We start from the raw sequence: 25,596 nt of genomic DNA, 5'->3' as shown, positions 1-25,596 counted from the left end.
CTTCAGCGAACATCGCAAATTTACTTAATTAAGATAGCCTTTACGTTTTAGAGATGAAGTAACTCCAAACATCCCAAGAGTTAGCACTAAACCTAACATGTAATTAGGCTCCGGTACTGCTTTTGTAGAAAAGGTAGCAGTTCCGGTTTGAATCGCTATTGATCCAAAACCCCGGGGAACTTCGTTTAAAACATTCATACTAATAGTGTAATTGCCACCCCCAATAATTTCAGGAAATATATATGATTGAGAAAAATTTCCTATCCCATCAGCATCACTCCATGACCAATCCCCAATATCAATGCCATTTACAAGAACATCCCATAACACTGATGTATCAAGTGCTAGAAAATTCTGGCTTATATTGAAATTTAGATCGAGACTATCAACAGAATTTAATCCAGTCCCGGAAAAAGTTTCTGTAATACTATCACCTCTTTGTACAGACCAAAAATATCCAAATTCACCAGGCGTAATTTCTCCTAAACTTGCAATTACTGTTGAATTACTAGAAGGATATTCTGCACTAAAAGAAGCAGCAGAAGCTGACTGCTCTCCTACATATAGACTGACGGCAACTGCACTACTAACAAGAGAAGTTTGCAAGATTTTAGATAATTTCATATTTTCAAATTAATTTTGGTTACAGAAAAAACTACTGGCTACTTTTACTCAGAATCTAGCTATGAAGCAATACAGTTCAGTTAGCGCCAAAAACCTTTCAGGACTTGTGCAAAAACTCTCTCTTGCTCTTATTCCTTCGTGTCCTTTGCGCCCTTTGCGGTTCGTTATTTCTTAACTTTGGGTAAGTCCTATCCTTAACTGAACCGTATTGAGCTATGAAGAGGGACGTTGGCAATTAAGCCAAAACCTCTAATGCAGGTTTAGTAGCGAGCATTAAAAAAATTACATTTATTAATGTTGCATATAAGGCCAACTAAATATTTTGAAACCGCGTAACTTTATGAAAATTTTATAATAACAATTCATCCGAGGTATTTTATCCACTATTAACAGCAAGGAATAATTGTGTAATTAGTTAAAAAGTGGTGTAATTTTTTCATGAATAAACTTTTAGCAGAAAATAATTTGCCTGACTACTGTAAGCGCCGAATAACTCACCCCTGCGGTACCTTCGCCGGGATGGGTGGAGTCACCAACTAACCACAAATGTTCGATTGGTGTACGATTGGCAAATCCAAAGGGGCCAAAAGTGGAAATTCTTTGACCGATACCGCCGACTATACCACGATCGCGGCCTGTATAGTGAGCAAAGCTGCGGGGTGTTGCGGCTTCTACGTGGATGATAGTTTCTGGTTTGAGATAAAAGTATTGGGCAAGACGAGCGATCGCTTGTTGGGTATACTTTTGTTTTAATCCTGGATAATCTTGAGTTTGCCACCACGGTGTAGGATCGACAAATGAGGAAGCGATAATTGTGGCTTTACCTTCTGGGGCGCGACCATCTCCAGGATGACTGACGGAAACAAATAAGGAATTATTCTCGCCAATGGGGCCATTGGCATCATACAAAAATTGTAGATGGGGTGGACAATCCAAGGGAATAGCGCTGGCGTCTACACCCAAATAAACCACAAAGGCGCCGGATGCTTGGGGCAGTTTTTCCACTCTGTTTTGATAACCAGACGGCGCTTTTTCTCCTAACAACTGCACCAAGTTTTGTACGGTGACGTTGCTAACTACATGGTCGGCTGCTTCTGTCCACACTTCGCCAGTTTTCTGATTTCTAATCTTGACGGCGGTGGCTTTGCCGTTTTCTACTTTGATTTGTTCTACGGTGTGGCGCATCAATAATTTGCCGCCATCTCTTTCTAAGGATTCTACCAGGCGATCGCTTAATACTTGCATACTACCTTGGAGATGAAATAATCCTTGGGGTAGTTGCGATACACTCAAGGCTGTGGCGGCGTAAAGTAATGCTGTTTCTTCTGCATTCACTTGGGAATACAACTTCAGTTGCAAATCTAAAAATGTTCTCAGTCGTTGGTCGTTTCCCACTCCACATAACCGCAAAGCATCTCCCACCGTCAACAAAGTGAAGGGTACAGTAATTAATGTACTGGGACGTACTGCTTGGGTTAACTGCCAGAAATCCCATAAATTACGCGGTGGTAGCACTGGGTCGCGTCCTTGAAATTCCCAGCTAGCATTAAATAAAGTTGCCATTAATTGCCAGAATGGTTCACTACCAGGAAACTGCCTTTGTCGTTCCTCTTGCCATTTCTTTTGGTCGCGCCAAACGTTTTGGACTTTGGACAAAAAGAAGTTTGTTCGCGAGTCACACTCGCGAACAAAAAACTAGTCATCAGAAATTACCCCAGTTATTTTACAAACTGAGTCAGACTGAGTTAAACGCCTAAAGCCTAAGAAAATTTATGCGGCTTTGACTTTAGCGAGTGTTGATTTTGACTTCTTCTTGACAACAGGATGCTTAGTTCGTTGTGTTTGAACTTGACCTTGAACTCGACCGATGGAATTTCCTCTGGTTTTGGGAGAACGAGCGGGTGTACCAATCTCTGAAATAATTCTCTGAAAATCGCGTTGCACTACACTTGGAGTGGCAATTTTATCATTGTTTTGTTCTAAATAACGCTCCCATGGCCTGGGTAAGTGTGTTGCTAACTCCCTTGCCGCCCACAACTGTACGTAAGCTAGGATTACTAAATGTATCCAATTTTCCTCATGCAAAACATCTGGAGTTTGAAACTGCGTCATCAACAAACGCTGCTTGCTAAATCGCAGCATGTGTTCAATATCAAACCTTTGTCTATAGCAATGGTTTGCAACCGTAGGTGAGATTTCTCCACGTTGCTCACCTATGACAATTAACCACATTGGTTTCCAGAGAGATTGATTAGTATCATCAGTCACATGAATTCTGAGCAGAGTAAAAGGATGACAATACATTTTTTGGTGCTTGGTTCCCCTCATCAACATTTGATGCCAAGCGAGTATGGTGATGTTTAAAAGACGACCCTTACAGGTTGTCTGCTGAATTTGTGTTGTCTCGTCGGGAGAGTGCCAAGTTTCAACATCAGCTAAATTAAACCGTTCACCGTATTTTTTTGGACAACCACGTTTTTTCTTTGACTCATCAACGGGTGGAGATTGGTAGAAAATTCGATTACTACGAACTCTGGCTATCACTACCACATTTTTGTGTTTGGATTGGTCAAACAGAAATGAACGCTGACTATAGGCGCTATCTGCTACTAAGACGCACAATTTTTCCTGCCAGGGCAGTGATGAATCAGACATTACTGAGGAAATTTGTTCACTACCCACATCAACACCAGTTTTATCAAGTGATACCCTTTCTCCTGATATTGGTATTGACCAAGGGGCGGCATTCCCAGTTTCTTTCTCTGGTAAGATAGAAAGTATCGAATAAGAATGACCAATATTAATCGGTTTGTTACCCTTGATAGTATTTGGCTGGTAAATATACCCACGTTCAGCTAAAGTCCTCGCGTAAGGACGCGGATGCGGTGTTGTATCAAGAGCGAATAAGTAAAAAGGGCGTTGTTGTGGTTGCTTAATTAACTCAGATACCACCCTAATTAAGTTATTGGGTTTTTCTTGTTCTTCTTGTTCTTCTTCTTCATTGTTCTTCTCCTGAATATTTGTATTAAATGATTTTTGAATTGCTTTATAAATAGAATTATAGCTTCTGGGAAACAAAGGACTTAAAGATAACTCCGCAATTGAATTGGCTCCCGTATTACCCGCAAGCGCATCCAACAAATCCATACAGGCGTCGCTACATGAAGAAAAACAGTTGTAAATTTTTTGTCTAAAATCTTGAAATTGCGCTATTAATTGATTGTTATTAAATTTTGGCATAGCCATCAGTATTTACCCAAAGATACTTTGTAGTTGATATTACTATTTGTTGGGGGTCTGATGGCTATGCTTTTTTCTGCTCGTCACTATAAACAAGATTAATCATTCATTTATTCGCGAGTCACACTCGCGAATAAACTTCTTTTTGTCCAAAGTCCAAAAACGTTGATGGGTGTAGTTTCTCCAGGTAAATATACCGCACAAGCTGGGTCACAAGGTGTGGCTTCTGGTAAATCTATTTCCAATTCTGAGAAAATCCGATGGTGAATTCCCCCTGGTTCCAACCCTGCAACTTGAGTTGCACCGACATCAAAGGTAAATCCTTGGCGTTTAAATGTCGAAGCACAACCTCCCGGTGCGATCGCTTGATCTAAAATTAAAACGCTGTAACCTCTATGGGCTAATAATGCCCCAGCAGTCAGTCCACCAATTCCCGCACCAATGACGACAACACGAGATTTAGTTTTTTCAGCAGAAATCTTGGGCATTGATACTTATTTTTTATAATTCTTAACATTACTACTCATAATTTTACAGCGTTATTGATTGAAGCACAATCGTTGCTAGGGGCGCATCGACCTGCACCTTTGATGCAGTGGCTTGCACCTTTGATGCAGTGGCTTGCACCTTTGATGCAGTGGCTTGCACCTTTGATGCAGTGGCTTGCATCAAAGGTGCATCGGCTTGCACCTTTGATGCATCGACCTGCACCTTGGATGCATCGACCTGCACCTTTGATGCATCGGCTTGCACCTTTGATGCATCGACCTGCACCTTTAATATTATGTCCGCATAATTAGTTATGATTCTCACGGTCATTGCACCCCATTCCTTAATCCCTTGCCGTTGCTAAGGTTACGGTGTACAGACAAGTCGAATTACCCCCTTAGTCCCCCCTTAGAAAGGGGGGAAACAAGAGATTCTTTTTCCCTCCCCTTTACAAGGGGAGGGTTAGGGTGGGGTAATTCGAGGACTGGTAGTCATTCGATAACTTGTGTGTACACCATAGCCTCAGCAAGGGGAGGGGAGACAAAGCGTAGCTTTGGCGGGGTGGGGTCGGGTTTAATAAGTAATCAAGCGAAAATGATACGATGCAACAAAAGTGCAACTTTAATGCATCAGCTTACATAATTAAAGTACACCACTCCCTACACATGCGATTAATCACGTCTGTATCCCCTTCTCATCTCAGTCATCGTATCTTGTGCTGCACGTCTTGATACAATTCGACTTTTTCAACTGGGCTTTATACTCAGAACTAAAGTTTTCATTCATACTTCTTTCGTCCTGACTCCTGCCCTTTGCTTCTTGGCTTGTCTTATAAGATAAAGGAGTAACGTAGCTCTCCCCACCCAAGTAGCAATGACTTCAACTCTAAACAAATTTCCTCGCCTAAATGCTCCAAACTTGCATAAGTTACCTAATGGCTTGACAATCATAGCCGAGCAGATGCCAGTTGATGCGGTGAACCTCAGCTTATGGATAAAAGTTGGCTCAGCTGTAGAATCTGATGCGATTAACGGCATGGCTCACTTTTTAGAGCATATGATTTTTAAAGGAACAGAACAACTGGCTAGCGGTGAGTTTGAACGTCGAATTGAAGAACGGGGTGCTGTGACTAATGCCGCTACTAGCCAAGACTATACTCATTACTATATAACTACTGCGCCTAAAGATTTCGCCGAGCTTGCGCCTTTACAAATAGATGTAGTATCTAATGCCAGTATTCCTGATGATGCCTTTGAACGCGAACGATTAGTAGTTTTGGAAGAAATTAAACGTTCAGAAGATAATCCCCGCCGCCGCACTTATAGGCGGGCGATGGAAACAGCGTTTGATCGGTTACCTTATCGCCGTGCGGTGTTGGGGCCAGAAGAAGTAATTGCTGGACTTAAATCCCAGCAAATGCGGGATTTCCACGCTACTTGGTATCAACCCCAGTCAATTACTGCTGTAGCTGTGGGTAATTTGCCCGTAGAAGAATTAGTTGCGACTGTTAGCGAATCTTTTATGCAAGTTTATAGACGCGATGAATCGCGTCTCTACAAACAGACGGGATTAATTGCGTCTTTACCGATTGAATCACCATTTACAGAAATAGTCCGTCGGGAATTTATTGATGAAACTCTGCAACAAGCTAGATTAGTGATGCTGTGGCGGGTTCCAGGAATGATTCACCTCGAACAAACTTATGGACTGGATGTTTTAGCAGCAATTTTGGGACAGGGACGAACATCAAGACTAGTGCAAGATTTACGAGAAGAACGGAAATTAGTTACTTCAATTTCAGTCAGCAACATTAGCCATGAGTTGCAAGGTACATTTTATATTTCAGCTAAATGTGCAGTGGAAGATTTAGCAGAAGTAGAAAATGCGATCGCCCAACACATCAAGAGTCTACATACAGAGTTGGTGAGAGAATCAGAAATTGCGCGTGTGCGGCGGCGAGTAGCCAACAGATTTATCTTTGGTAATGAAACACCAAGCGATCGCGCCGGCTTATATGGCTATTATCAATCTTTGGTGGGAGATTTGGAACCTGCATTTAACTACCCAGCTAGCATTGAAAACCAAGATGCTACTGACTTAATGCAAGCAGCCAAAGAGTATCTTTCTTTTGATGCTTATGGTGTAGTTATATTAAAGCCGTAAATTGGGGAGTGGGGAGTAGGGAGTAGGGAGTAGGGAAGGGAATAGGGAATAGGGCATTGGTTATTCTTCTCATCTCCCTCATCTCCCTCATCTCCCTCATCCCCCTCATCCCCCCTCATCCCCCCCACTCCCCACTCCCCACTCCCCACTCCCCCTAACTATGTGGACTCAAATCGACGCGCATATTAGCCAAATAACTGGTGAAAAATTTCAAAGTCAGCAACGGCGATCGGTTGGTGGCGGATGCATCAACCAAGGTTATGCTGTCTCTAATGGTGAAATAACCTACTTCGTCAAGATCAACCAAGCCTCCCAAGTTGCAATGTTTGAGGCTGAGGCGCTGGGTTTAGAGGAAATGCTAGTAACAGCTAGTATTCGCGTTCCCAAACCTCTTTGCTGCGGTGTGGCTGATAATTCTAGTTACATCGTCCTTGAATGGTTGGAAATGGGAAGCGGTAACACCAAATCATGGGAAGAGATGGGACGCCAGCTAGCGGCGATGCATAAAGCTAGCAGTAATCAAGGTTTTGGTTGGAAAATTAACAATACTATTGGTTCCACACCCCAAATCAATACTTGGACAGCAGACTGGGTAGAATTCTATGTGAAACATCGCCTGGGTTATCAATTTCAATTAGCAAGGCGACGCGGTGGTAATTTCCCTCAACAGGATAAGTTACTAGCGGCGATTCCGGAATTGTTGGCAAATCATCAAGTGCAACCTGCTTTGGTGCATGGCGATTTGTGGGGTGGAAATGCTGGGTGTACTGTGTCGGGAGAACCGGTGATATTCGATCCAGCAACTTATTTTGGCGATCGCGAAGTTGATATTGCCATGACAGAATTGTTTGGTGGCTTCCCAGCAGCCTTTTACAAAGGTTATAACGAAGTCTTTCCTTTAGATGCCGGCTATGAGCAGAGAAAAACACTTTATAACCTGTATCATATTTTGAATCACTTCAATTTATTTGGCGGTGGTTATGCTTCCCAAGCCAACCGGATGATTGACCAGATTTGGCGATGAAATAAAACTTAGAAGCTATTACAGGTAAAGACATATGAGTACAAATAATTTGCTTTCCCGAATTTCTATAGATCCAAATATCTGCTTTGGTAAACCTTGTATTCGCGGACATCGGATTTGGGTGTCGCTAATTCTGGATTATTTAGCTAATGGAACGACTATTGAAGAAATTTTAGAAGCATATCCTAGTATAGAAAGACAGGATGTACTTGCTTGTATTGCTTATGGCGCTGAAATGGCGCGAGATGTATTTGTAGAAATTCCTTTAACTGAAAAAAAGTAAGCAAATTCGTGAACTTAAAGCTTGATGAAAATATCGATATTCGTGTTGTGAGTTTATTGCGTTTAGCAGGGCATGATGTGGCCACAGTACCAGGGCAAGATTTGAGTTCTGCACCTGATGAGGTAGTAATTGATGTTTGCCGCTGTGAGGCTAGATGCTTAGTCACTTGCGATCGCGGGTTTGGAAATCGTCTAAGATATAATCCTTCTGACTATGCAGGAATTGTCATCATTCGCTTACCCTCTCGTCCTGATTTTGTATTTTGGCAAGCAGCAATAGAGACTCTAATTCAAGGATTAGAAACAACAGAAGTCGCTGTAAAGTTGTGGATTATTCAAGCTGGAAAGATTCAAGAATACCAACCTATTGAACCAGATGTATAAACAACAACCCAACGCTTTCCCTAGCGAATACCTAAATAACTTATGGGGAGAAATCCAAGCTTGTCCTTATTTTGCTATCAACAACCTCAACCGCGATTTTGTTGCGACTAAAGGATTTTCGTTAGTATTTCAGCGTTCTGGATTAGCAAGCGTAGAACAGCAGTTTCCCTACTTCAAGCCATATCTCGATTTAGCTCTCCAGCCGAATTGTAATGCTTTTTACCTCAATCCTTTACAGTTAAAAGAAGGCTCTCGCGTCGATCCGCACATCGATCGCTCCTTACGTTCTTACTGCAAAACCATTGAACCGCCTATAATTGTGAGTGTGCTGTATGTGCGAGTACCTGCTGGTATGGAAGGCGGAGAATTGGTACTGCGATCGCACAAACGTCAACTTGGACAGATTAAGCCACAAATTAATACTTTACTATACTTTCAGGGAGATTTAACCCATTCTGTTAACGCAGTCAAAACTCCTGGCGATCGCCTCAGCTTGGTTTGCGAACAGTATAGTTTAAGTGAAACTGAACTCCAAGAAATTCCCGAATTTACTATAGAATCAAGAAAAACTCAGTCTGCAACTAAAAAGAGAAAGTATGCCTGAGATATTCTTTGAAAAGTGATTGACTGTGATTTTAATTGCGTTGTTACCCCCCTTAGTCCCCCCTTATAAAGCAGGGCTGTTTCATTCCCCAAAGAGCTTTAAAAATCAAGGGTTCTAGCAATTAAAAATTAGTTATTTTGTTACCAGCGTGCCCAGAAAATGAACTATTTTACTGATATTTCAATGCTTAAATGTTCATCTCATCGTCACCCTTACTTACAATTTTCTCGCTAACCATCTTGACAAATCCTGTTTGAAATGGAATGAAACAGCCCTGCCTTATAAAGGGGGGAAACAAGAAAATCCGGTTCCCTCCCCTTTATAAGGGGAGGGTTAGGGAGGGGTAAAAAAATATTTGATACATCAATCATGACTTTTCAAACATCCTCTGAGAGGTCTTTTGAAAATTTTCACTTAAAAATACCATAGTAGGGTAGCACAGCTGTGCTACCCTACAGATGCCAAATTATTAGAAGAGTTCAATCAAATCTAGTTATGCAAATTAGATGTGTTTTAGCTTATTTAAACCCGTTCGTTTCCTAAACTAAGCAAACTGCGGAAATACCCATTGTGAGAAAATTTTTCTCCAGTGACTTGTTGATAAACTGCTTCATAGCTATCAACCATTTGTTCAATACTAAAATGGTTTTCTACATGTTGGCGACAAGCATAACGGTCTAACTCTGTTACTCGATCAATAGCACTGATACACTCTTGAATGTTATTGCAAAGGAAACCCGTTCTACCGTGGGAAATAACCTCTTGGGTAGACCCTAATTTCATGGCAATCACAGGCGTACCCGAAGCCATTGACTCAACCATTACTAACCCAAACGGTTCTCGCCAAGTGATGGGAAATAGAGTTGCGACTGCACCTCCCATCAGGGCATTTTTTTCAGTATGGTTTGCTTCACCTAAATACTGAATTTGTTCGCCGTCAATCTGTGGTTTTATTTCTGTTTCAAAATATTCCACATCAACAACATCGACCTTACCTGCAATTTTCAAACACCAACCACTTTGTTTGGCAATTTCTATGGCTAAGTGTACTCCCTTCTCTGGCGATATTCGACCTAAAAAGGCTAGGTAAGGCGGATTTTCTGGTTGGGCGTGAAATTCATAATTGTTGACATCAATTCCGTTATAAACAGTTGCTACATAGTTCAGCCCTAACCTTGGTTCTCGTTGTGAATCCGAAATGCTGATATATGGTTGTTTTTTACCAAAAGTAAACATCTTTTCGTTGTCAGGCGTAAAAATACCATGCAACGTATGAACCGTGGGAGTTGCGACTAGATTCGCGTAGGGTAATGCCGCATACCCCATATGAGAATGAATAATATCAAACTCACCTGCTCGTTGATACACTGAAGCTAGTTCGAGCATTTCGTAAACGCCGTAATCTTTGATAGTGCGATCGAGTCTTAAGGCATGGGGATGAACTGACATTAGTTTTGCCAAACTAATAGAATCTCCCGATGCAAATAACGTTACTTCATGTCCGCGTCGCACTAATTCATCGGTGAGTAACCCTACTACTAACTCTATACCACCATAAGCTGGAGGGGGTACTCTCTCCAATAATGGGGCTACTTGAGCAATTCGCATTACAAACCTCCTAAAAATAAGACTTGAATCACAAGTATTTTCTTCTTGTTTCAGTAGTGCTTATACTTGATTCACTCTGCACTCACGAGTAACTTAAGTCACTAAGTTTATTAATAATCCCATCCAAATCTTATGCTCTTGCTTGTATATTTTTCATCTACCCTAGTGGATAAATTAACCTTTCCATAAGAGGTAAATATATTGAAATTGATGAAATTTAAGTATGATTTTCATCTAAATATTTTTGATAATTATCTTTGGGGAAATTAGTAATATATAGTATAGTGATTGATAAGTGTCTAAAAATATTAGATCAGCCCTATAAATGAGCTAATTTTCAGATGTTAATTAATTGAAAAAGGGAGTAGGGAATGGGGAGTGGGGAGTAGGGTGTACTCCTTTTTCGTGATTAGTTGTGGGATTTTTCTGTGATTGACTGTCTTGTTTAAAGGATAGATTTTCGTAAATTAGCTATAGCAGCCCACTTTCATTTTTGAACTTAGAGACTTCCAAATAAAAAAATATCCAATTAACTCTTGTGGGGTGGGCATCTTGCCCGCCCAGTCTATAGGGCGGGCGAGACGCCCACCCCACAATATTGGATAATTTATTTCTTGGAGTTCCCTCACCTTGAAAGTGCGAGACAACAGAGTTAGCACGTTGACTTTTTACATAAAATATGATATTTTATGTTGCTGTGTAAGAAAAATCAAATATAAACGTGAATATTTCTCCACATATCAAAAAACCGCGTGTCACATGGCAGGCGGTTTTCTCACTACTGATATTTGTGTTTATGTACCTGCCTATACTGGTACTTGGCTTTTATAGCTTTAATCAGTCGCCTTACAGTGCAACTTGGCAAGGATTTACCTTGGATTGGTATGGCAAGTTGTTCAGCGACGATCGCATTTTATCAGCTTTGCAAAATAGTTTGATCGTTGCTGGTTGTGCAGTAGGGATTTCAGCAGTGCTAGGAACCTTAATGGCGGTTGGTTTGGCGCGTTACCAATTTCCTGGAAAGAATTTGTATCGTGGTGTTGCTTACCTACCATTGATTATTCCCGATATTGCGATCGCAGTGGCTACCTTAGTATGTTTAGCCGCGTTTGCAATACCTTTGAGTTTGTGGACAATAGTTGCAGCACACGTGGTGTTTTGTCTCGCCTACGTGGGACTTGTGGTTTCTTCCAGACTGACAAATTTAGATCCTCACTTAGAAGAAGCAGCATTAGATTTAGGCGCGACACCAACCCAAGCATTTATCAAAGTATTATTACCTCAATTAATGCCTGGTATTATTGCTGGTTGTTTGTTAGCTTTTGTCCTGAGTTTGGATGATTTTTTGATTGCCAGTTTTACTGCCGGTAGCGGTTCTAATACCCTGCCAATGGAAATTTTTAGTCGGATTAGAACAGGAGTCAAGCCTGATATTAACGCTTTGAGTGTGATGTTGATTTCCGTATCAGCGATCGTTGCTTTTGTAGCTGAATTACTTCGCCTTTCCGGAGAAAAAGAAAGCTGAAAATCAGAGTTTCATCGATGATAAAATTTATTTAGTTATTTATGAACTTTTTTAGCTGTTAACAACAGCTATATTCAAGAATAATTCAGAATTGATAAGTAGGGTGCGTTAAGGTTTTAGCCTAATGCACCAAATTATTCAACCAATTCTCCACTACCTATTCCCCACTCCCCACATATTTTTAAACACATATAAAAAATTCCGTGTTCGCTTCTCTACATAACTGTTTTCAATAAGATGATATTGGGGCTAACTTTGGAGAAGATGCTATTTTCACTTCATTATGCAAATCTGCCAAAATCCCAATTGCTCAAATCCATTCAACTCTGATAGCAATAGATTTTGCGTCAGTTGCGGACAAAGAAACTTTGGCAAACTTCTCAGAAACCGTTACCGCGTATTGAGACTCTTAGGTGAAGGTGGGTTTAGCAGAACTTATGCTACAGAAGATGCAGATAGACTAAATGCACCTTGCGTCATCAAGCAATTTTTCCCCCAATTTCAGGGAACAGGACAACGCACCAAAGCAGCCGAATTTTTCAAAGAAGAGGCTTTTCGGTTGTATGAACTTGGAGAAAATCATACCCAAATTCCCAGATTACTTGCTTATTTTGAACAAGGTACTAGCTTGTATCTCGTGCAAGAATTTATTCAAGGCAAAACTCTTTTACAAGAAGTTCAGCAACAAATCTATGGCGAAGAACAAATTTGGCAACTTTTAGCTGACTTATTGCCAGTTCTGCAATTCATTCATACTAGTAACATTATTCATCGGGATATTAAACCAGAAAATATTATCCGCCGTACAACTGATGGAAAACCCGTATTAATTGATTTTGGTGGTGCTAAACAAGTAACACAAACGAGTTTAGGAAGACAAGCTACAGTAATTTATACACTTGGTTATGCGCCGACTGAACAAATGGCTGGTTTTGCTTGTCACGCCAGCGATTTATATGCCTTGGGTGTAACTTGCGTGCGTCTTTTAACTCAATGTTTGCCTTCACAAGATATTTCTGGACAGATTAAAGATCCTATTTATGATGCCATGAATGCTAAGTGGTTGTGGCGCGAAAGGTTACAAAAAAATGGGATTACTATCAGCGACGAATTAGGAAAAATTTTAGATAAATTACTCAAACATTTACCGAGTGAAAGGTATCAAACAGCAGCAGAAGTTATCAAGGATTTGGAGTTTACAAAATTAAACCTTGAACCTGTTGCGCTAAAAATGGTTTCCATTCCCCAACCCGTATTACCGCCGCCAAAGGTAATAGTCCCATTACCGCCCTTAGAAACTTTTGAATTTGAGGTAGTGACAGTAGACACAGCAGGTAGAGAAGTTAGCCGCCTCAGTCGCAGTGCAAACTTCTTTGCTGAAGACTTGGGTAAGTCTGTCACCTTGGAAATGGTATCAATTCCTGATGGTACATATATGATGGGTTCACCGGAGTTTGAAGGAGACGCTGACGAACGTCCTCAACACAAAGTTACGGTAGAACCATTTTTTATGGGAAAATTTCTTGTAACTCAAGCACAGTGGAGAGTAGTAGCAGCTTTACCCAAAGTCAACCAAACCCTAAATCCTAATCCATCGAAATTTAAAGGTTTAGATAGACCAGTAGAAAATGTATCTTGGCATGAAGCTGTAGAATTTTGTCTCAGGCTATCAGAAAAAACTGGACGCGACTATCGTTTACCGAGTGAAGCTGAATGGGAATATGCTTGTCGTGCTGGAACTACGACATCCTTTCACTTTGGCGAAACCATTACCACTGATTTAGTTTGCTGTGCTGACGAACCAAAAAGCAAATTCCGCAAAGAAACAACCAATGTAGGCAGTTTTGAAGTAGCCAACGCCTTTGGATTGTACGATATGCACGGGCTAGTTTGGGAATGGTGCGCCGACCCGTGGCATAACAATTATAATAATGCACCTTCAGATGCAACAGTTTGGGAAGCCGGCGGTGATATGCATCGCCGAGTACTGCGGGGTGGTTCTTGGAGTTTCAGTGCAGAACTTTGTCGCAGCGCCAGCCGTAGTTGGAATGAGTCAGACGGTGGACTCAGGATTTGTGGTTTTCGAGTGGTATTTTCTGTAGAAGAAACATCAAGTAATAGTAATTTATTTCTTGGTAATCCCTTAGAACGGAAAACTAAAGAGTTAGGATTAGCGAATCAAAGGGAACAATAATATACGGAAACATGACACCCATTCATGAAGTCTTTACAATCTGGTGGGGCATGGGGCATTGGGCATTGGTTATTCCCACATCTCCCCATCTCCCTCATCTCCCTCGTGCCCCTAAAATTTCACCCTATACCTTAAAAATCTAATATTGACTATGAAATCAATTATGGTGGTGGGGACAACATCCCACGCAGGGAAATCACTCTTAACTACAGCTATTTGTCGAATTTTGTCGCGGCGCGGCTGGCGAGTGGCTCCCTTTAAAGGTCAAAATATGGCTTTAAATGCTTATGTCACTGCCAGTGGTGGAGAAATTGGCTACGCCCAAGCAGTACAAGCTTGGGCTGCGGGAGTTGTACCTTGGGTAGAAATGAACCCAATTTTACTTAAACCCCAAGGGGATATGACTTCCCAAGTAATTATCAAAGGTAGACCTGTGGGCAAAGTTGGTGCCGCAGATTACTACGAGCAATATTTTGAACTGGGTTGGCGGACAATCGAAGAATCGCTACAGCATTTAGGAACAGAATTTGACTTGTTGGTTTGTGAAGGTGCTGGTAGTCCAGCAGAAATTAACCTCAAGCACCGCGATTTAACTAACATGCGAGTGGCAAAATATTTGAATGCACCAACAATACTAGTAGTTGATATTGACCGTGGTGGCGCTTTTGCCCATGTAGTAGGCACTCTAGAGTTATTGGAACCGGATGAACGCGCCTTAATTAAGGGTGTAGTAATTAACAAATTCCGAGGACAGCGATCGCTCTTAGAACCAGGAATAAAATGGTTAGAAGAACGCACGGGTATTCCCGTTGTTGGCGTTATACCCTACTTACAAGAAGTATTTCCGGCGGAAGATTCCCTAGACCTCCTAGAACGTCAATCAATCAAAGCCCACAGTGACCTCAACATTGCTGTTATCCGCTTACCCAGAATTGCCAACTTCACCGACTTTGATCCGCTAGAATCAGAAAGTACAGTCTCAGTAAAATTCCTCAGTCCAAAGCAGGATCTAGGACATCCAGATGCAGTAATTATCCCAGGGACAAAGACCACAATTGCTGATTTGCTCCTACTGCAAAAAAGCGGTATGGCAGAAGCTATCCAACATTATGCTGCTTCTGGTGGAACGGTTTTAGGCATCTGTGGTGGGTATCAAATGCTTGGACAAATCATAGCAGACCCAGAAGGGATAGAAGGACAAGCTGGCAGATATCAAGGGTTAAATCTCTTACCAATCAGAACTGTAATTACAGGACAAAAAATCGCCCGCCAGCGGCAAGTTAGCTCGAATTATCCCCAACAGGGCTTGCCAGTCAATGGCTTTGAGATCCATCAAGGGCGATCGCGCATTGAACAGCAAGGAATAGATAGCCAATCCTACCATGCGCTATTTGACGATATTAACTTAGGGTTAGTGGATAGTTGTCAATCAGTTTGGGGTACTTATCTCCACGGCATTTTTGACAACGGCCCTTGGCGACGGGCTTGGTTAAATCGCCTTCGTCAGCAACGGGGTTTAAAATCTTTGCCCACTGGTGTTGCTAACTACCGGGAACAGCGAGAGCAGATTTTGGATTCCCTAGCCACTGAAGTTGAAAACCATTTAGACTTAACTCCGTTTTTGTCTTAAGCTAAAATGCTTTGAAATGTCATTGGTCATTAGTCATTAGTCATTGGTCAAAAAACGAAAGACAAATGACAAATGACAAATGACAAAGAACAATACTAAATTAAATGTGTAAGATTGATGATTGTTCGTGTCCGCTTTTTACCAGATGATGTTACAGTAGACGCCGAAGTGGGAGAAGCCCTTTTGGATGTAGCAGACCGGGCTGGAGTATTTATTCCCACCGGCTGTCTCATGGGGTCTTGTTACGCTTGCACTGTGGAATTAGAAGATGGAGAGAACATACGCGCTTGTATCACAGCAGTACCACCACGCGAGGAATTAACGATTAATTTGTTTAGTGACCCAACTTGGTAATGTCGCCCCTGCATTGAAAATTAGCAAAACTTAGTTGCACTTAACCAGATTTAACACTTAGGGCGTATTGTTTAAACCTTTCCAAATCAGCTTGAATTGTGGATTCAACTATCCGCCCCAAAAATAAGTTATCCATAATTTTGCCAATAATACCGGGGATGGCGTAGGAAATGGTCATTTTGACGATAGTACCGTCGTGGCGATCATAAAAGCGAATCGCTCCCTGATTCGGCAAACCATCAATGGATTCCCATTGAATAATTTGGTTGGGAATAACTTTGAGAATTCGGGATTTCCAAGTAAATTCTAGACCGTTACTACTCAATTTCCAAAGAGATATATCGGGATTATCTGGCGGAATCTTGACTGAATCAATCCACTTCATCCATCGGGGCATTTGCTCTAAATCAGACCAGAGACCCCATACTAAATCTATGGGAGCTTCTACTTCTATTTGTACAGTATGTTCTAACCAATCTGACATTGTTTTTCTTCCTTGGCGCTTAGTCTTTGACAAAAGTCATTCGGTGTCTATGTCAATTTTTTAAATTCTCCAAAATCGCTTTTGCTGCACGCCGTCCAGAAACAGTAGCCCCTTCCATGCTGTCAATGTAGTCTTGCTGTGTGTAACTTCCTGCAAGGAAGAAATTATGCACTGGTGTCTTTTGGTTGGGACGATACACATCCATTCCTGGTGCTTCTCGATAGAGAGACTGAGCAAGTTTTACCACGCTGTACCAAGTCATATTTAACTCCCGCGACGAGGGAAATAGTTCGTGGACTTGCTTGAGGACATGTTGAGCGATCGCTTCATTACTTTGTGCAATAAAGGGATCTCCCGGTGTCAGCACTAGCTGTAACAATGATCCCTGTCCTGGGCGATAATAATCGGCAGGGCTAGTCAACGCCAAATCGGCAAAACAAGAAAAGTCAGCATCGGCTGTGTAAAGTAAATTATCTATTCCAGCGGCTTGATTTAGCTGTTTACGCTGTTGGGCATCGTTGAGTTCTGTCACCCAACCATCGAAGCGTAATTGCACTGTTGCCACTGGCACTGCCTCTAGTTGATAAATATTGTCAAATTCTGACCACTTACGCCATTCTTGGGGTAGAATCCGCTGGATACCTGGAACATCACAAGCAAAGACATAAGCATCAGCAGTAATAGTTTCTACTGTGTCACCTTGGGCAACTATGATACCAGTGACGCTGGTTTGTTCGTCTGATTCTGTAAATTGAATTTCCCGCACTTGGCGACGTGTGTAAACTTTGGTGCCCCTGACTTCCAAATATTCCAGAATCGGCTTGTGTAAATACTCATTGGGAGAACCTTCCAGCATTCGCAGGACTGAAGCTTCAGTTCTGGCTGCAAAGAACTGGAATATTGTTAACATACAACGGGCAGAAATGTTTTCGCAATCAATAAATCCCAGGGCGTAGGCGATGGGGTTCCACATGCGTTTGATGCTACCATTGCTGCCGCCGTGGCTGCGGAACCAGTCAGCAAAGCTGATTTTATCTAAATTGCGGATGGTTTTCATCGCCCCGTTAAAGTCCACTAAGCCGCGAACTATGGGACTAGTACCCAAGGCGATCGCATTTTGCAATTTATCCTGCAATGATAATTGAGAAGTAGTAAAAAATGCTTTTAAGCCATTAAAAGGCGCACCTGTAATAAAGCGAAAATCTAAAGCACCAGTCCGGCCTCCTTTGTTAATAAAAGTGTGGGTATGTTGTTTGAGGCGTAAGTTTTCTAACACCCCCACTTTCTTCATCAAGTCAAATAGTTGGTAGTAGCACCCAAAAAATACATGCAACCCCATTTCTAGATGGTTGCCATCTCCATCAACCCAACTGCTAACTTTACCACCCACAAACGGACGAGACTCAAAAATCTCTACTTCACAACCAGCATCAGCTAGATCTACTGCGGTTGCTAGCCCAGCCAGTCCCGCACCCACAATTGCAACACGCATTCCGTCGTTCCTTTTCAGTTTCTTTACAGATTGTAACTGGGTTGGCGTCGGAATTTGCTACTTAATATCAACTCTCCAGCATATTAAGGCTAGGCAATGTCAATACTAAAACGTCTTTGATTACTCCTTTTAGTCCCAGCAAATGACCAGACGCGAGAAAAACGCGCCTGTATCGATTAAACAAACTCTTGTCCATTGCAGCGGACTCAAAAAAGTATCACAGCTATTTTTTACTGGTCAAGCAGTTATCTGGTAAGTGGTCAAAGCATCTTCTTACCTATTTACATCTTTGCCGTCGTCAGACACAGGCAAACTTCTAATCAGTTCACGAATGACATCGGTTGCGGGTCTACCTGTTTGTTGGCAATATTTTTCTAGTTTTTCCGCTTCCTGTGTTGCGAGATTGACAGTTATACGTTTTACGGCCCATTTTTTATTTGTCATTATCATGCTATGTGCTGTATATTTACATCATCGAAAAAGGTCTAAGTAAAGAGGAAAACGATAAGATTATCAGAGTTTGTGTCAGGAAACAAGTAATACCATTAATATTAAGATTGTTCGTTTTGTCAAAGGATTCATAATTTTCTAAAAAAATCAAAAAAGTGTAGTTTTTTGTTACCATTGTGACAGCATAAAAAGCACATACTTGCTTGTGAAAATAATAACCTCAGTAACAGCATGAGTAAAGCCTGACAATTAAATTTTCAAGAGCGAATTTGAGACGCCTACTGTTGACTAAACCAAGATTTTCAAAACTATTTTCCAAGGAAACCATTTGAGTTTCTGTTTTAGCAAGTTTACCCAACGTTCTTAGAGAGAACATCTGGTATAAGACCTGAAAATTAAGTTTGAGAATCGTTATCGTGCCTAAATGCAGACCCTGGGACAGGTTTGACTGGTATATATAATTAGTTAACACTTACTGAAAAGTAGGTAAATAAGCGATCGCTCTAGACCAAACACCCATTTACATGTATTACTGCAACCAATCAGCTAAGAGTTACTTGAACGGCCATAACTTTTGGCTTTTTTTGATTGAACTGATTCACTTCCCCTGTTAATCTTGTAGTCAAAAAAACTGGGGTGTAAATATCCAAGATTTGTTGGTAAATTTTAACAACATTATCTGTAATATTACACAGATTGACGCACCGAAAAACGTGATGTTACTTGGCTGTTGCCTATAATAATATTTTAGTTTTATTTCATGGTTTTAGACTAACTCCCCGTAAAGATACGATGAATTTTTGGATATTTTTTCTCTTCCCTCTAACGATATAATTTGTTGATTTGACAACAAAATATTTTTTTCTTTATTGTCTTCATCTATCTGGAGGTGATAGAAATTATTTTTAGGTAATTATCGTGTTACATATTCGAGAGTAAAATTTTTGCTCGCATCTATATCTAAAATAGAAATGATTGCTCAAAAATATTTGACATTCAATCATTATTTAGTGGTAATTATACTTAATAAATAATGATTGAACCTTTGAATATTTTTACTGGGTGTGTTCATTATAGCTATGATCTACGCACTTTAAATAATCTTTATTTAGACAAAAAATAGTCTGTTTTTCACTCTTTATAAAAAACTTACAAAGCAAAAGTTATGCTTTTGAGCTTTTGCTTAATAATATTAATACACAACAAGATACTAAGCCGAGAAAGCTCTTCAAAAGAAGATTTTGATATTTAAGTGCATCAGCTAGGTTTAATTAAAAGCCAACTTATAAAAAATATTGATTAAATAGTGATTTTTTATACCGAGTAATCTATGAATTAAAATACTAGAAAATTTGAGAATATACGTACTTCATGAAATTTAGGTAAAGTAAACTTCTAATGGGTGGTAAAGTTGGTTTTTGGCGTAGATATCATACAAATTAATCTGCTAAACCGTAACTTTCAGTTTGGGGAATGGGGAATAGGGGTAAAGCCTTAACCATTGGACCCGTCTTTAAAATAGGGAGTGGGGAGTAGGGAAAATAAATTTTTATTGCTCCAAGTGATTGCAATTCATGGAGTCTCTTGCATAAATATTTTTTGTCTGACGCAGGAGGTATGAGAGGCACAGAGAAGAGAAAGCAAAATAGAGTTGCAGTTAATATCTGTGTAAGTTTTATAGAGCTAGACTTACAGCAGATTTCAAGCAGCGTCAAGTAGAGCATCTAGGCCTCAAAGGGAGGCACAGAGCCTATTCTAATTCTGTTAGCGCAGCATGGCGTAGCCCATTCTGACGCCAAGCCGGGGAGCGTTTCCGGCTCCGCTCCTGAATTCACCAATTCTGGTGTAATTTCTCATAGCCGCAATCTGACATTGAGGATTAGGGCTATGAGTGCAACTATTCAAATTTAAGTTGGGGCATGAGTTGGAGAGTACCAATGCCTAAATCTTTAGGTGAGAGCGATCGCCCTTCAAACAAAGCCATCATATCTCGTAACTGGGGATTACCGCGCGAAGCTCCGGTGAGTCCTTTGGCAATGATTAAACCACAGTAGCCTTTAGTATTTTTACACCGCTGATTCCATTTTTTCCGGGCTTCTACATGAATTGGATCTTCATCTAAAAATTCACCAAAGAGGAACAATTCGCCATTTTGAGTTTGCAATAAACCGAGGTCATAGCGATCGCCATCAAAGGGGTCAGCGCCTGGATTAAAGCAAATTGCTTTGAGTCCCCCTGCTGCTTCAATCCTTTCAATTACAGTTTTAGCCTTAGGCCGGGAAGTTTGAATTAAAATCACCGGCAAACCGTCACCCACTGGTTTGATTTCGCCAGCCTTATGGTAGTTGACGCCTTTTCGTAGATACTCCAACATTTCCCAAGACACCACACCTAAACTGAGGAAAGAATCTTCTGGTATCAAGTCATCTTGTAATGAGCGGAAAGTCCCAGAGTCAAGGTTGTCAATCTCGTCATCCTCAACACCAAAGCCAGCCATTTCCTCTAATTCTGCTGCTAACTGCGGCATGGTAGAGACTGTCACAGCCACAGATTTAGTTGATTCTTCAGACTGTGGGGGAGAAATGCGATAGCGACGGCTGAGGGTGGGGAAGATTTCAGAATGCAGCTGGCGCCGATGATCGCGAAGAAAACGGATCAAACTTTCGATGGCAACAAAAATTACCAGTGCTTCCTCGTCATACAAAACAGAACGCAGTCCTTCTAAGGGGTGGATATTACCGAAAGTGGGGTCAATATCTGAAAGTGGCAAATCTGCCAAATCATCCATATCATCGTCATCTTCGTCGGTTTCATCAGCACTCTCAAAAGTGAGAAACAGACAATCTTGCTTGAGGAAGGCTTCTTCTAAACGCTCTTTTGATTCTTCATCTCTTAAAACTGCGGCGCGAAACCGCTTCAGAGACTCTTCTGAACGATAAAACAAAATGCCATACTCCATTCCCAGCATTCCCATAATGGAGGCGTAGAGTGTACCAACATCCCACTTATTAATTTCTATTGACAAAATTTGCTGTTCTTCCAGAAATTCCCAAGGTGCCGCTTGCCAAATTGCAAATGCCTTCTCTCGCAAAATTTGTGCGTACTGTGGAGGTAAGTCGGGGGTTTGACTATCGAGGATGTCAGCAAACCCGCGAAACAATTCGTCAATCAAAGGTAGTTCTGGTGCGTAGTCAATGGCGATATCCAAATCTTGCAGCACCCCTCGCAGGTAAAATTGGATTTCGCGGTCTTTGACTACAATTCTTTGGGGTCTGGCAGGTTTTGCTGGACTGTGGGGATGTTCCATTGCTCGCATTAAGGTGCGAACTATTGCTTCTGGACCGATATCTGAAGCTACCACATCCATACCTCGGACAATGCCTTGGGAGAAATCTACCCAAAGAATGCATTCTCCCTTACCCTCTGAGTCTGAATGCTGGCTTGGTGATGACAACGGACGACGATCGCCCTCCCATACAGAAGGAATTTGAGTTAATTTCTTCAACCGACGACTGGTAGAGCGATTAAAACTTGTCATAGAGTAACTTAATCAAAACAAGCAATTTAGGAACTAAACTTTTGGGGATGGCTAGCCTCGGATAAAATTTTCATGGCTGCACCAGAAAAGTGGTTGTATCTGTGGCTGCCAAAAGGCTCGAACTCCAAAATACGAATCTATAAAATACAGTGAGTCTCTCAATTCTAGAATAAAAATCTTTGGGCGCTTTTGACGGAGTGTTTACAATTTGGCATCTAGCGGCATCTATGTCGCTAGAATGAATACAAAAACACCAATGGGCGACCTAAAGGCAATAACAAGCCTGCACTTGGTAACCCCTAGACTAGTTAAGGAGTTGAAAAAGCATATGACACAAGCAATTCAGCCTCAACAACGCGGAATTCTGTTGAGCGAAACCGCATTGCGCCAGGTAAAATCCCTCCAGGAAAGGCAAGGCACAGATTTATGCTTGCGGGTAGGAGTACGTCAGGGTGGCTGCTCTGGGATGTCTTACATGATGGACTTTGAAGACGCCAGCAAGATCAGTCCTCAGGACGAAGTTTTCGACTACGACGGCTTCAAAATTGTTAGCGATCGCAAGAGCCTATTATATCTCTATGGCTTAATGCTCGATTATAGCGATGCCATGATTGGCGGTGGCTTCCAATTTACTAACCCCAACGCTAGCCAAACTTGCGGTTGCGGTAAGTCATTTGGGGTGTAATATTGTCATTTGTTAGTTGTCATTTGTCCAAAGCAAATGACCAATGACCAATGACTAATGACCAATAACTAATGACTATTGACTAATTTAGTATGACTCAAACAGTTGAATCCCTGTTTGACACAGGTTTAGAACGTTATAAAGCTGGAGAACCAGTAGATTCTTTAATCCCTGTGTTTAAAGAAGTGTGCGATCGCGCCCCTAGAACTAGTTCAGCTTGGATTTGTTTAGCGTGGTTATATCTACTCGATAACAAACCCAACTTGGCTTACAAAGCTGCAAACAAAGCAGTCAAGATAAATCCACAAGACCCACAGGGGAGAATTAATCTGGCCCTAGCTATGCTGGAAACAGGTCAAAAAGGTTTGCGGGAACACATTGACTTTGCACAACAGTTAATTTTTGTCAACCCAGAATGGGCAGATGAAATAAAAAATAGTATTGAAGACGGTTTAACTAGGAAACCAGATTGGCAGAGTTTGATAAAAGTGAAAAAATGGCTGTTTGAAGAGTAGGGAGTAGGGAGTGGGGAGTGGGGGATGAGGGAGATGAGGGGGATGAGGAAGTGTGGGAAGATGATAAAAAAGCTTTTCGCCTTTCCCACACCTCCTACTTTCCCAATGCCCTGTTTGGCTAATTCCCAATCCCCAGTACCCAATCCCCATCCCAATCATGAAAGATAAGTTGTTAAATTGGCTAAACCTGTTTTTAGTCGCAGATGTATTTTTGGTTTTGTTTGGCTTTGGTTGGTTAGCGATCGCAGCCCTTGGCGATGCTGCGGGAGTAAACTTGGGTTTGGATTTGTGGCATCAATTGTGGCAACCCTTATTTAACCCAGCAATTGGTATCCTGATGGGCGGTGCCATTCTCAGCGGTATTACCAGTTGGGTTTCCAAAAAATTTTTCTCTAGTCAATAGTTAAGGGATTGGGGATTGGGGATTGGGGATTGGGGATTGGGGATTGGGGATTGGGGATTGGGGATTGGGGATTGGGGATTGGGGATTGGGGATTGGGGATTGGGGATTGGGCATGGGGAAAGAGGCTCCAGGGGCAGAGGGGAAAGACTCCAGCAACTTCTCTTCTACTCCCCTGCTTGCTCCCTCATCTCCCTCATCTCCCTCATCTCCCTCATCTCCTCACTCACCAGTCCCCAGTCCCCAGTCCCCAGTCCCCACTCCCCACTCCCTACTCCCAAACTCTATCTGAGAATTTCTTTTAGTGCTGCTTGTAAATTAGGATAACGGTACTCAAAGCCTGTTTCCACAGTGCGCTTGGGTAGGACTTTTTGACCTTCTAGAACTACTATTGCCCCGTCTCCTAAAAGGGCTTCGATCGCAAAACCAGGGACGGGTAACCAAGAAGGACGATGCATCACTTCTCCTAAAGAATGACTTAAATCTGCCATCCGCACTGGGTTAGGAGCAGTGGCATTATATACCCCTTCGATTTCTGGTTTCGTTAAAGCTTGCAGAATCAGGTTAACTAAGTCGTCTACGTGAATCCAAGAGAACCACTGACGACCACTGCCAATGGGTCCACCAGCAAAGAGTTTAAATGGTGGAATCATTTTAGCCAAAGCACCCCCGTTGCCTAAAACAATACCGAAACGCAGAATTACTAGCCGTACACCAGCGTCTTTTACTTTTGTAGCTTCTGCTTCCCAGGCTTGGCAGACTTGGGCGAGAAAATCCTTACCAGATGAACTTGTTTCATTAAAGGTAGCTGTTTCACTAGTGCCGTAGTAACCAATAGCCGAAGCGTTGACTAACACTGTTGGTTTAGGGTTAGCATTGACCATCGCTTCCACGATTTTTTGTGTGCCTAACTTCCGACTATTGAGGATTTCTTGCTTGCGTTCTGGTGTCCAGCGTCCCTCACCAATGGGTTCTCCTGCCAAATTAACTACCGCATCAGAAAGTGCGATCGCACTTTGCCAAGAACCTGATTTAGTCGGAGTATAAGCAACAATTTCAAGATTAGGGAAAGCCCCAGATGGAAAAACTTTTTGAGCAAAAGTAACATTCCGAGTTAACACCAGTATTCTATGGCCTTCCCGATGGAGTCTTTGTACCAAACGACTACCAACAAACCCCGTTGCTCCAGTAACTGCTACTTTCATTTTTTACCTCTACCAAAGCCTTATTTTAAAGTTTTTTATCGCGTTGAAAGCTGAAAACCGAGTGGCTGGCATTGCTTGCAATCAGTGTAAGAGTATGTCACATGCTTCGGTATCATAGGATGGACGGAGTGTTGCAAGGCGTGGGGCTATTATGGGTCGCTATACCTGTTCATTTCTTGTTTCTGTTCCTAGTGACCATCTCCAGCCGTTACTGGTAGAACTTCTACAGGACTGTCAGTTGGATATTCAATACCAGACGGGCGACTACATTATCGCTCGTGAGTTTCCTGGTAATGTTTCTTTTTCTAAATTAGTCACACTGGAAGTACTAATTGATAAATCAAAAAGTACTGAAACAGAAACCCGGATGAGTATTGTGATTAAAAATGAAGAACTGCCACTGCAAGTGGATAATTACTGCCGACAAATGTTTGAATTCATCAAGCAGGCGATCGAAAGTAGCCGTCATTGGCATTTGATTGAAATTCTTGCAGGATAGCTGTCAACTACCCACACTTCCCTAAGGGGTCAGTATGGGCTTGAAAGAGCCAGATTTCAACGCAAGAGATGACTAGCCTATGAGACTTGTTTTGCTACGGACTTGCGAATATTTCCCTAGTTCGGATTATCTCCAAGCCTACTGGCTGTAGGCGCTTGCACAAAGATCTAGTTGATAATAAGGCAGAGGGGCAAAGGAGAAAAATTA

At 41.7% G+C, this 25,596-nt stretch carries 23 protein-coding genes and 1 pseudogene; 14 read left to right on the top strand and 10 right to left on the bottom strand.

Annotated features, from left to right (window positions below):
• Positions 1–24 precede the first annotated feature (24 nt).
• From IQ276_RS03575 to IQ276_RS03560, 4 genes and pseudogenes are all read right to left on the bottom strand, one after another.
• A complete protein-coding gene (locus IQ276_RS03575; protein ID WP_193916695.1) occupies positions 25–624 on the bottom strand; it encodes a PEP-CTERM sorting domain-containing protein in 600 nt (199 codons plus the stop codon).
• A gap of 450 nt (positions 625–1,074) precedes the next feature.
• Positions 1,075–2,280 carry a C-3',4' desaturase CrtD gene (crtD, locus tag IQ276_RS03570; RefSeq protein WP_228043033.1) on the bottom strand — a complete coding sequence of 402 codons (1,206 nt, stop codon included), beginning with the start codon at positions 2,278–2,280 and terminating at the stop codon, positions 1,075–1,077.
• 114 nt (positions 2,281–2,394) lie between these two features.
• On the bottom strand, positions 2,395–3,870 hold the full coding sequence (locus IQ276_RS03565; RefSeq protein ID WP_228043575.1) for an NF041680 family putative transposase: 1,476 nt from the start codon (positions 3,868–3,870) through the stop codon (positions 2,395–2,397).
• 152 nt (positions 3,871–4,022) lie between these two features.
• Positions 4,023–4,352 (bottom strand): annotated as a pseudogene (locus IQ276_RS03560) (NAD(P)-binding protein); the annotation flags it as partial.
• 54 nt (positions 4,353–4,406) lie between these two features.
• Between IQ276_RS03560 and IQ276_RS03555 the strand changes: the two are divergent.
• The 6 genes from IQ276_RS03555 (at position 4,407) to IQ276_RS03530 (ending at position 8,810) form a co-directional block, all read left to right on the top strand.
• Complete coding sequence (locus IQ276_RS03555; protein ID WP_235115392.1) at positions 4,407–4,664, top strand: hypothetical protein; 258 nt, start codon at positions 4,407–4,409, stop codon at positions 4,662–4,664.
• Between the two features lie 562 nt (positions 4,665–5,226).
• Entirely contained in the window at positions 5,227–6,516 is a 1,290-nt protein-coding gene (locus tag IQ276_RS03550; RefSeq protein ID WP_235115391.1) for a M16 family metallopeptidase, read from the top strand.
• 160 nt (positions 6,517–6,676) lie between these two features.
• Complete coding sequence (locus IQ276_RS03545; protein WP_193920724.1) at positions 6,677–7,540, top strand: fructosamine kinase family protein; 864 nt, start codon at positions 6,677–6,679, stop codon at positions 7,538–7,540.
• Between the two features lie 34 nt (positions 7,541–7,574).
• Entirely contained in the window at positions 7,575–7,823 is a 249-nt protein-coding gene (locus IQ276_RS03540) for a DUF433 domain-containing protein (protein WP_193920722.1), read from the top strand.
• Positions 7,824–7,831: 8 nt separating this feature from the next.
• Positions 7,832–8,206, top strand: a complete 375-nt coding sequence (locus IQ276_RS03535) for a DUF5615 family PIN-like protein (RefSeq protein WP_193920720.1) — start codon at positions 7,832–7,834, stop codon at positions 8,204–8,206.
• Positions 8,199–8,810: a 2OG-Fe(II) oxygenase gene (locus IQ276_RS03530; RefSeq protein ID WP_193920718.1), complete on the top strand. Its 612-nt coding sequence runs from the start codon at positions 8,199–8,201 to the stop codon at positions 8,808–8,810. Before IQ276_RS03535 ends, IQ276_RS03530 begins: the two co-directional genes overlap by 8 nt.
• 522 nt (positions 8,811–9,332) lie before the next feature.
• Here the strand turns inward: IQ276_RS03530 and IQ276_RS03525 are convergent.
• Positions 9,333–10,418: a glycosyltransferase family 4 protein gene (locus tag IQ276_RS03525; protein ID WP_193924440.1), complete on the bottom strand. Its 1,086-nt coding sequence runs from the start codon at positions 10,416–10,418 to the stop codon at positions 9,333–9,335.
• Positions 10,419–11,139: 721 nt separating this feature from the next.
• On the opposite strand from IQ276_RS03525, the gene IQ276_RS03520 reads away from it, so the two are divergent.
• The 4 genes from IQ276_RS03520 to IQ276_RS03505 all read left to right on the top strand — a co-directional run bounded on the left by IQ276_RS03520 (position 11,140) and on the right by IQ276_RS03505 (position 16,121).
• The gene (locus IQ276_RS03520) at positions 11,140–11,943 is read left to right on the top strand and encodes an ABC transporter permease (RefSeq protein ID WP_193924436.1); all 804 of its coding nucleotides are present in this window, start codon (positions 11,140–11,142) and stop codon (positions 11,941–11,943) included.
• Between the two features lie 283 nt (positions 11,944–12,226).
• Positions 12,227–14,137 (top strand): bifunctional serine/threonine-protein kinase/formylglycine-generating enzyme family protein, encoded by a 1,911-nt coding sequence (locus IQ276_RS03515; RefSeq protein ID WP_235115390.1) that lies wholly within the window; start codon positions 12,227–12,229, stop codon positions 14,135–14,137.
• Between the two features lie 151 nt (positions 14,138–14,288).
• A complete protein-coding gene (gene cobQ, locus IQ276_RS03510; protein ID WP_190879345.1) occupies positions 14,289–15,767 on the top strand; it encodes a cobyric acid synthase CobQ in 1,479 nt (492 codons plus the stop codon).
• A 117-nt stretch (positions 15,768–15,884) separates the two neighbouring features.
• A complete protein-coding gene (locus tag IQ276_RS03505; RefSeq protein WP_190879347.1) occupies positions 15,885–16,121 on the top strand; it encodes a 2Fe-2S iron-sulfur cluster-binding protein in 237 nt (78 codons plus the stop codon).
• 40 nt (positions 16,122–16,161) lie between these two features.
• Here the strand turns inward: IQ276_RS03505 and IQ276_RS03500 are convergent, their stop codons facing one another.
• The 4 genes from IQ276_RS03500 to IQ276_RS03485 form a co-directional block, all read right to left on the bottom strand.
• Positions 16,162–16,605: an SRPBCC family protein gene (locus IQ276_RS03500; RefSeq protein ID WP_190879349.1), complete on the bottom strand. Its 444-nt coding sequence runs from the start codon at positions 16,603–16,605 to the stop codon at positions 16,162–16,164.
• Between the two features lie 52 nt (positions 16,606–16,657).
• On the bottom strand, positions 16,658–18,097 hold the full coding sequence (gene zds, locus IQ276_RS03495; protein WP_193919538.1) for a 9,9'-di-cis-zeta-carotene desaturase: 1,440 nt from the start codon (positions 18,095–18,097) through the stop codon (positions 16,658–16,660).
• Between the two features lie 273 nt (positions 18,098–18,370).
• The gene (locus IQ276_RS03490; protein WP_206758895.1) at positions 18,371–18,547 is read right to left on the bottom strand and encodes a ribbon-helix-helix domain-containing protein; all 177 of its coding nucleotides are present in this window, start codon (positions 18,545–18,547) and stop codon (positions 18,371–18,373) included.
• Positions 18,548–20,444: 1,897 nt separating this feature from the next.
• Positions 20,445–22,085 carry a DUF6930 domain-containing protein gene (locus tag IQ276_RS03485; protein WP_193919536.1) on the bottom strand — a complete coding sequence of 547 codons (1,641 nt, stop codon included), beginning with the start codon at positions 22,083–22,085 and terminating at the stop codon, positions 20,445–20,447.
• 328 nt (positions 22,086–22,413) lie between these two features.
• Between IQ276_RS03485 and IQ276_RS03480 the strand changes: the two genes are divergently transcribed.
• The 3 genes from IQ276_RS03480 (at position 22,414) to IQ276_RS03470 (ending at position 23,688) form a co-directional block, all read left to right on the top strand.
• On the top strand, positions 22,414–22,770 hold the full coding sequence (locus tag IQ276_RS03480; RefSeq protein WP_193919534.1) for an iron-sulfur cluster assembly accessory protein: 357 nt from the start codon (positions 22,414–22,416) through the stop codon (positions 22,768–22,770).
• Positions 22,771–22,862: 92 nt separating this feature from the next.
• Complete coding sequence (locus IQ276_RS03475; RefSeq protein ID WP_193919532.1) at positions 22,863–23,285, top strand: tetratricopeptide repeat protein; 423 nt, start codon at positions 22,863–22,865, stop codon at positions 23,283–23,285.
• Positions 23,286–23,442: 157 nt separating this feature from the next.
• Positions 23,443–23,688 (top strand): DUF8620 family protein, encoded by a 246-nt coding sequence (locus IQ276_RS03470; protein WP_235115389.1) that lies wholly within the window; start codon positions 23,443–23,445, stop codon positions 23,686–23,688.
• Positions 23,689–23,969: 281 nt separating this feature from the next.
• On the opposite strand, the gene thyD is transcribed toward IQ276_RS03470, so the two are convergent.
• Positions 23,970–24,890 (bottom strand): thylakoid membrane protein ThyD, encoded by a 921-nt coding sequence (gene thyD, locus IQ276_RS03465; protein ID WP_235115388.1) that lies wholly within the window; start codon positions 24,888–24,890, stop codon positions 23,970–23,972.
• 151 nt (positions 24,891–25,041) lie between these two features.
• Between thyD and IQ276_RS03460 the strand changes: the two genes are divergently transcribed.
• Positions 25,042–25,389: a hypothetical protein gene (locus IQ276_RS03460; RefSeq protein ID WP_190879361.1), complete on the top strand. Its 348-nt coding sequence runs from the start codon at positions 25,042–25,044 to the stop codon at positions 25,387–25,389.
• The last annotated feature ends 207 nt before the right edge of the window (positions 25,390–25,596 follow it).

The organism is Desmonostoc muscorum LEGE 12446 (genome assembly GCF_015207005.2).
GTDB lineage: Bacteria > Cyanobacteriota > Cyanobacteriia > Cyanobacteriales > Nostocaceae > Nostoc > Nostoc muscorum.
Note: the sequence above shows the minus strand (reverse complement) of the source record. Positions and strands in the feature narration are given on the sequence as shown.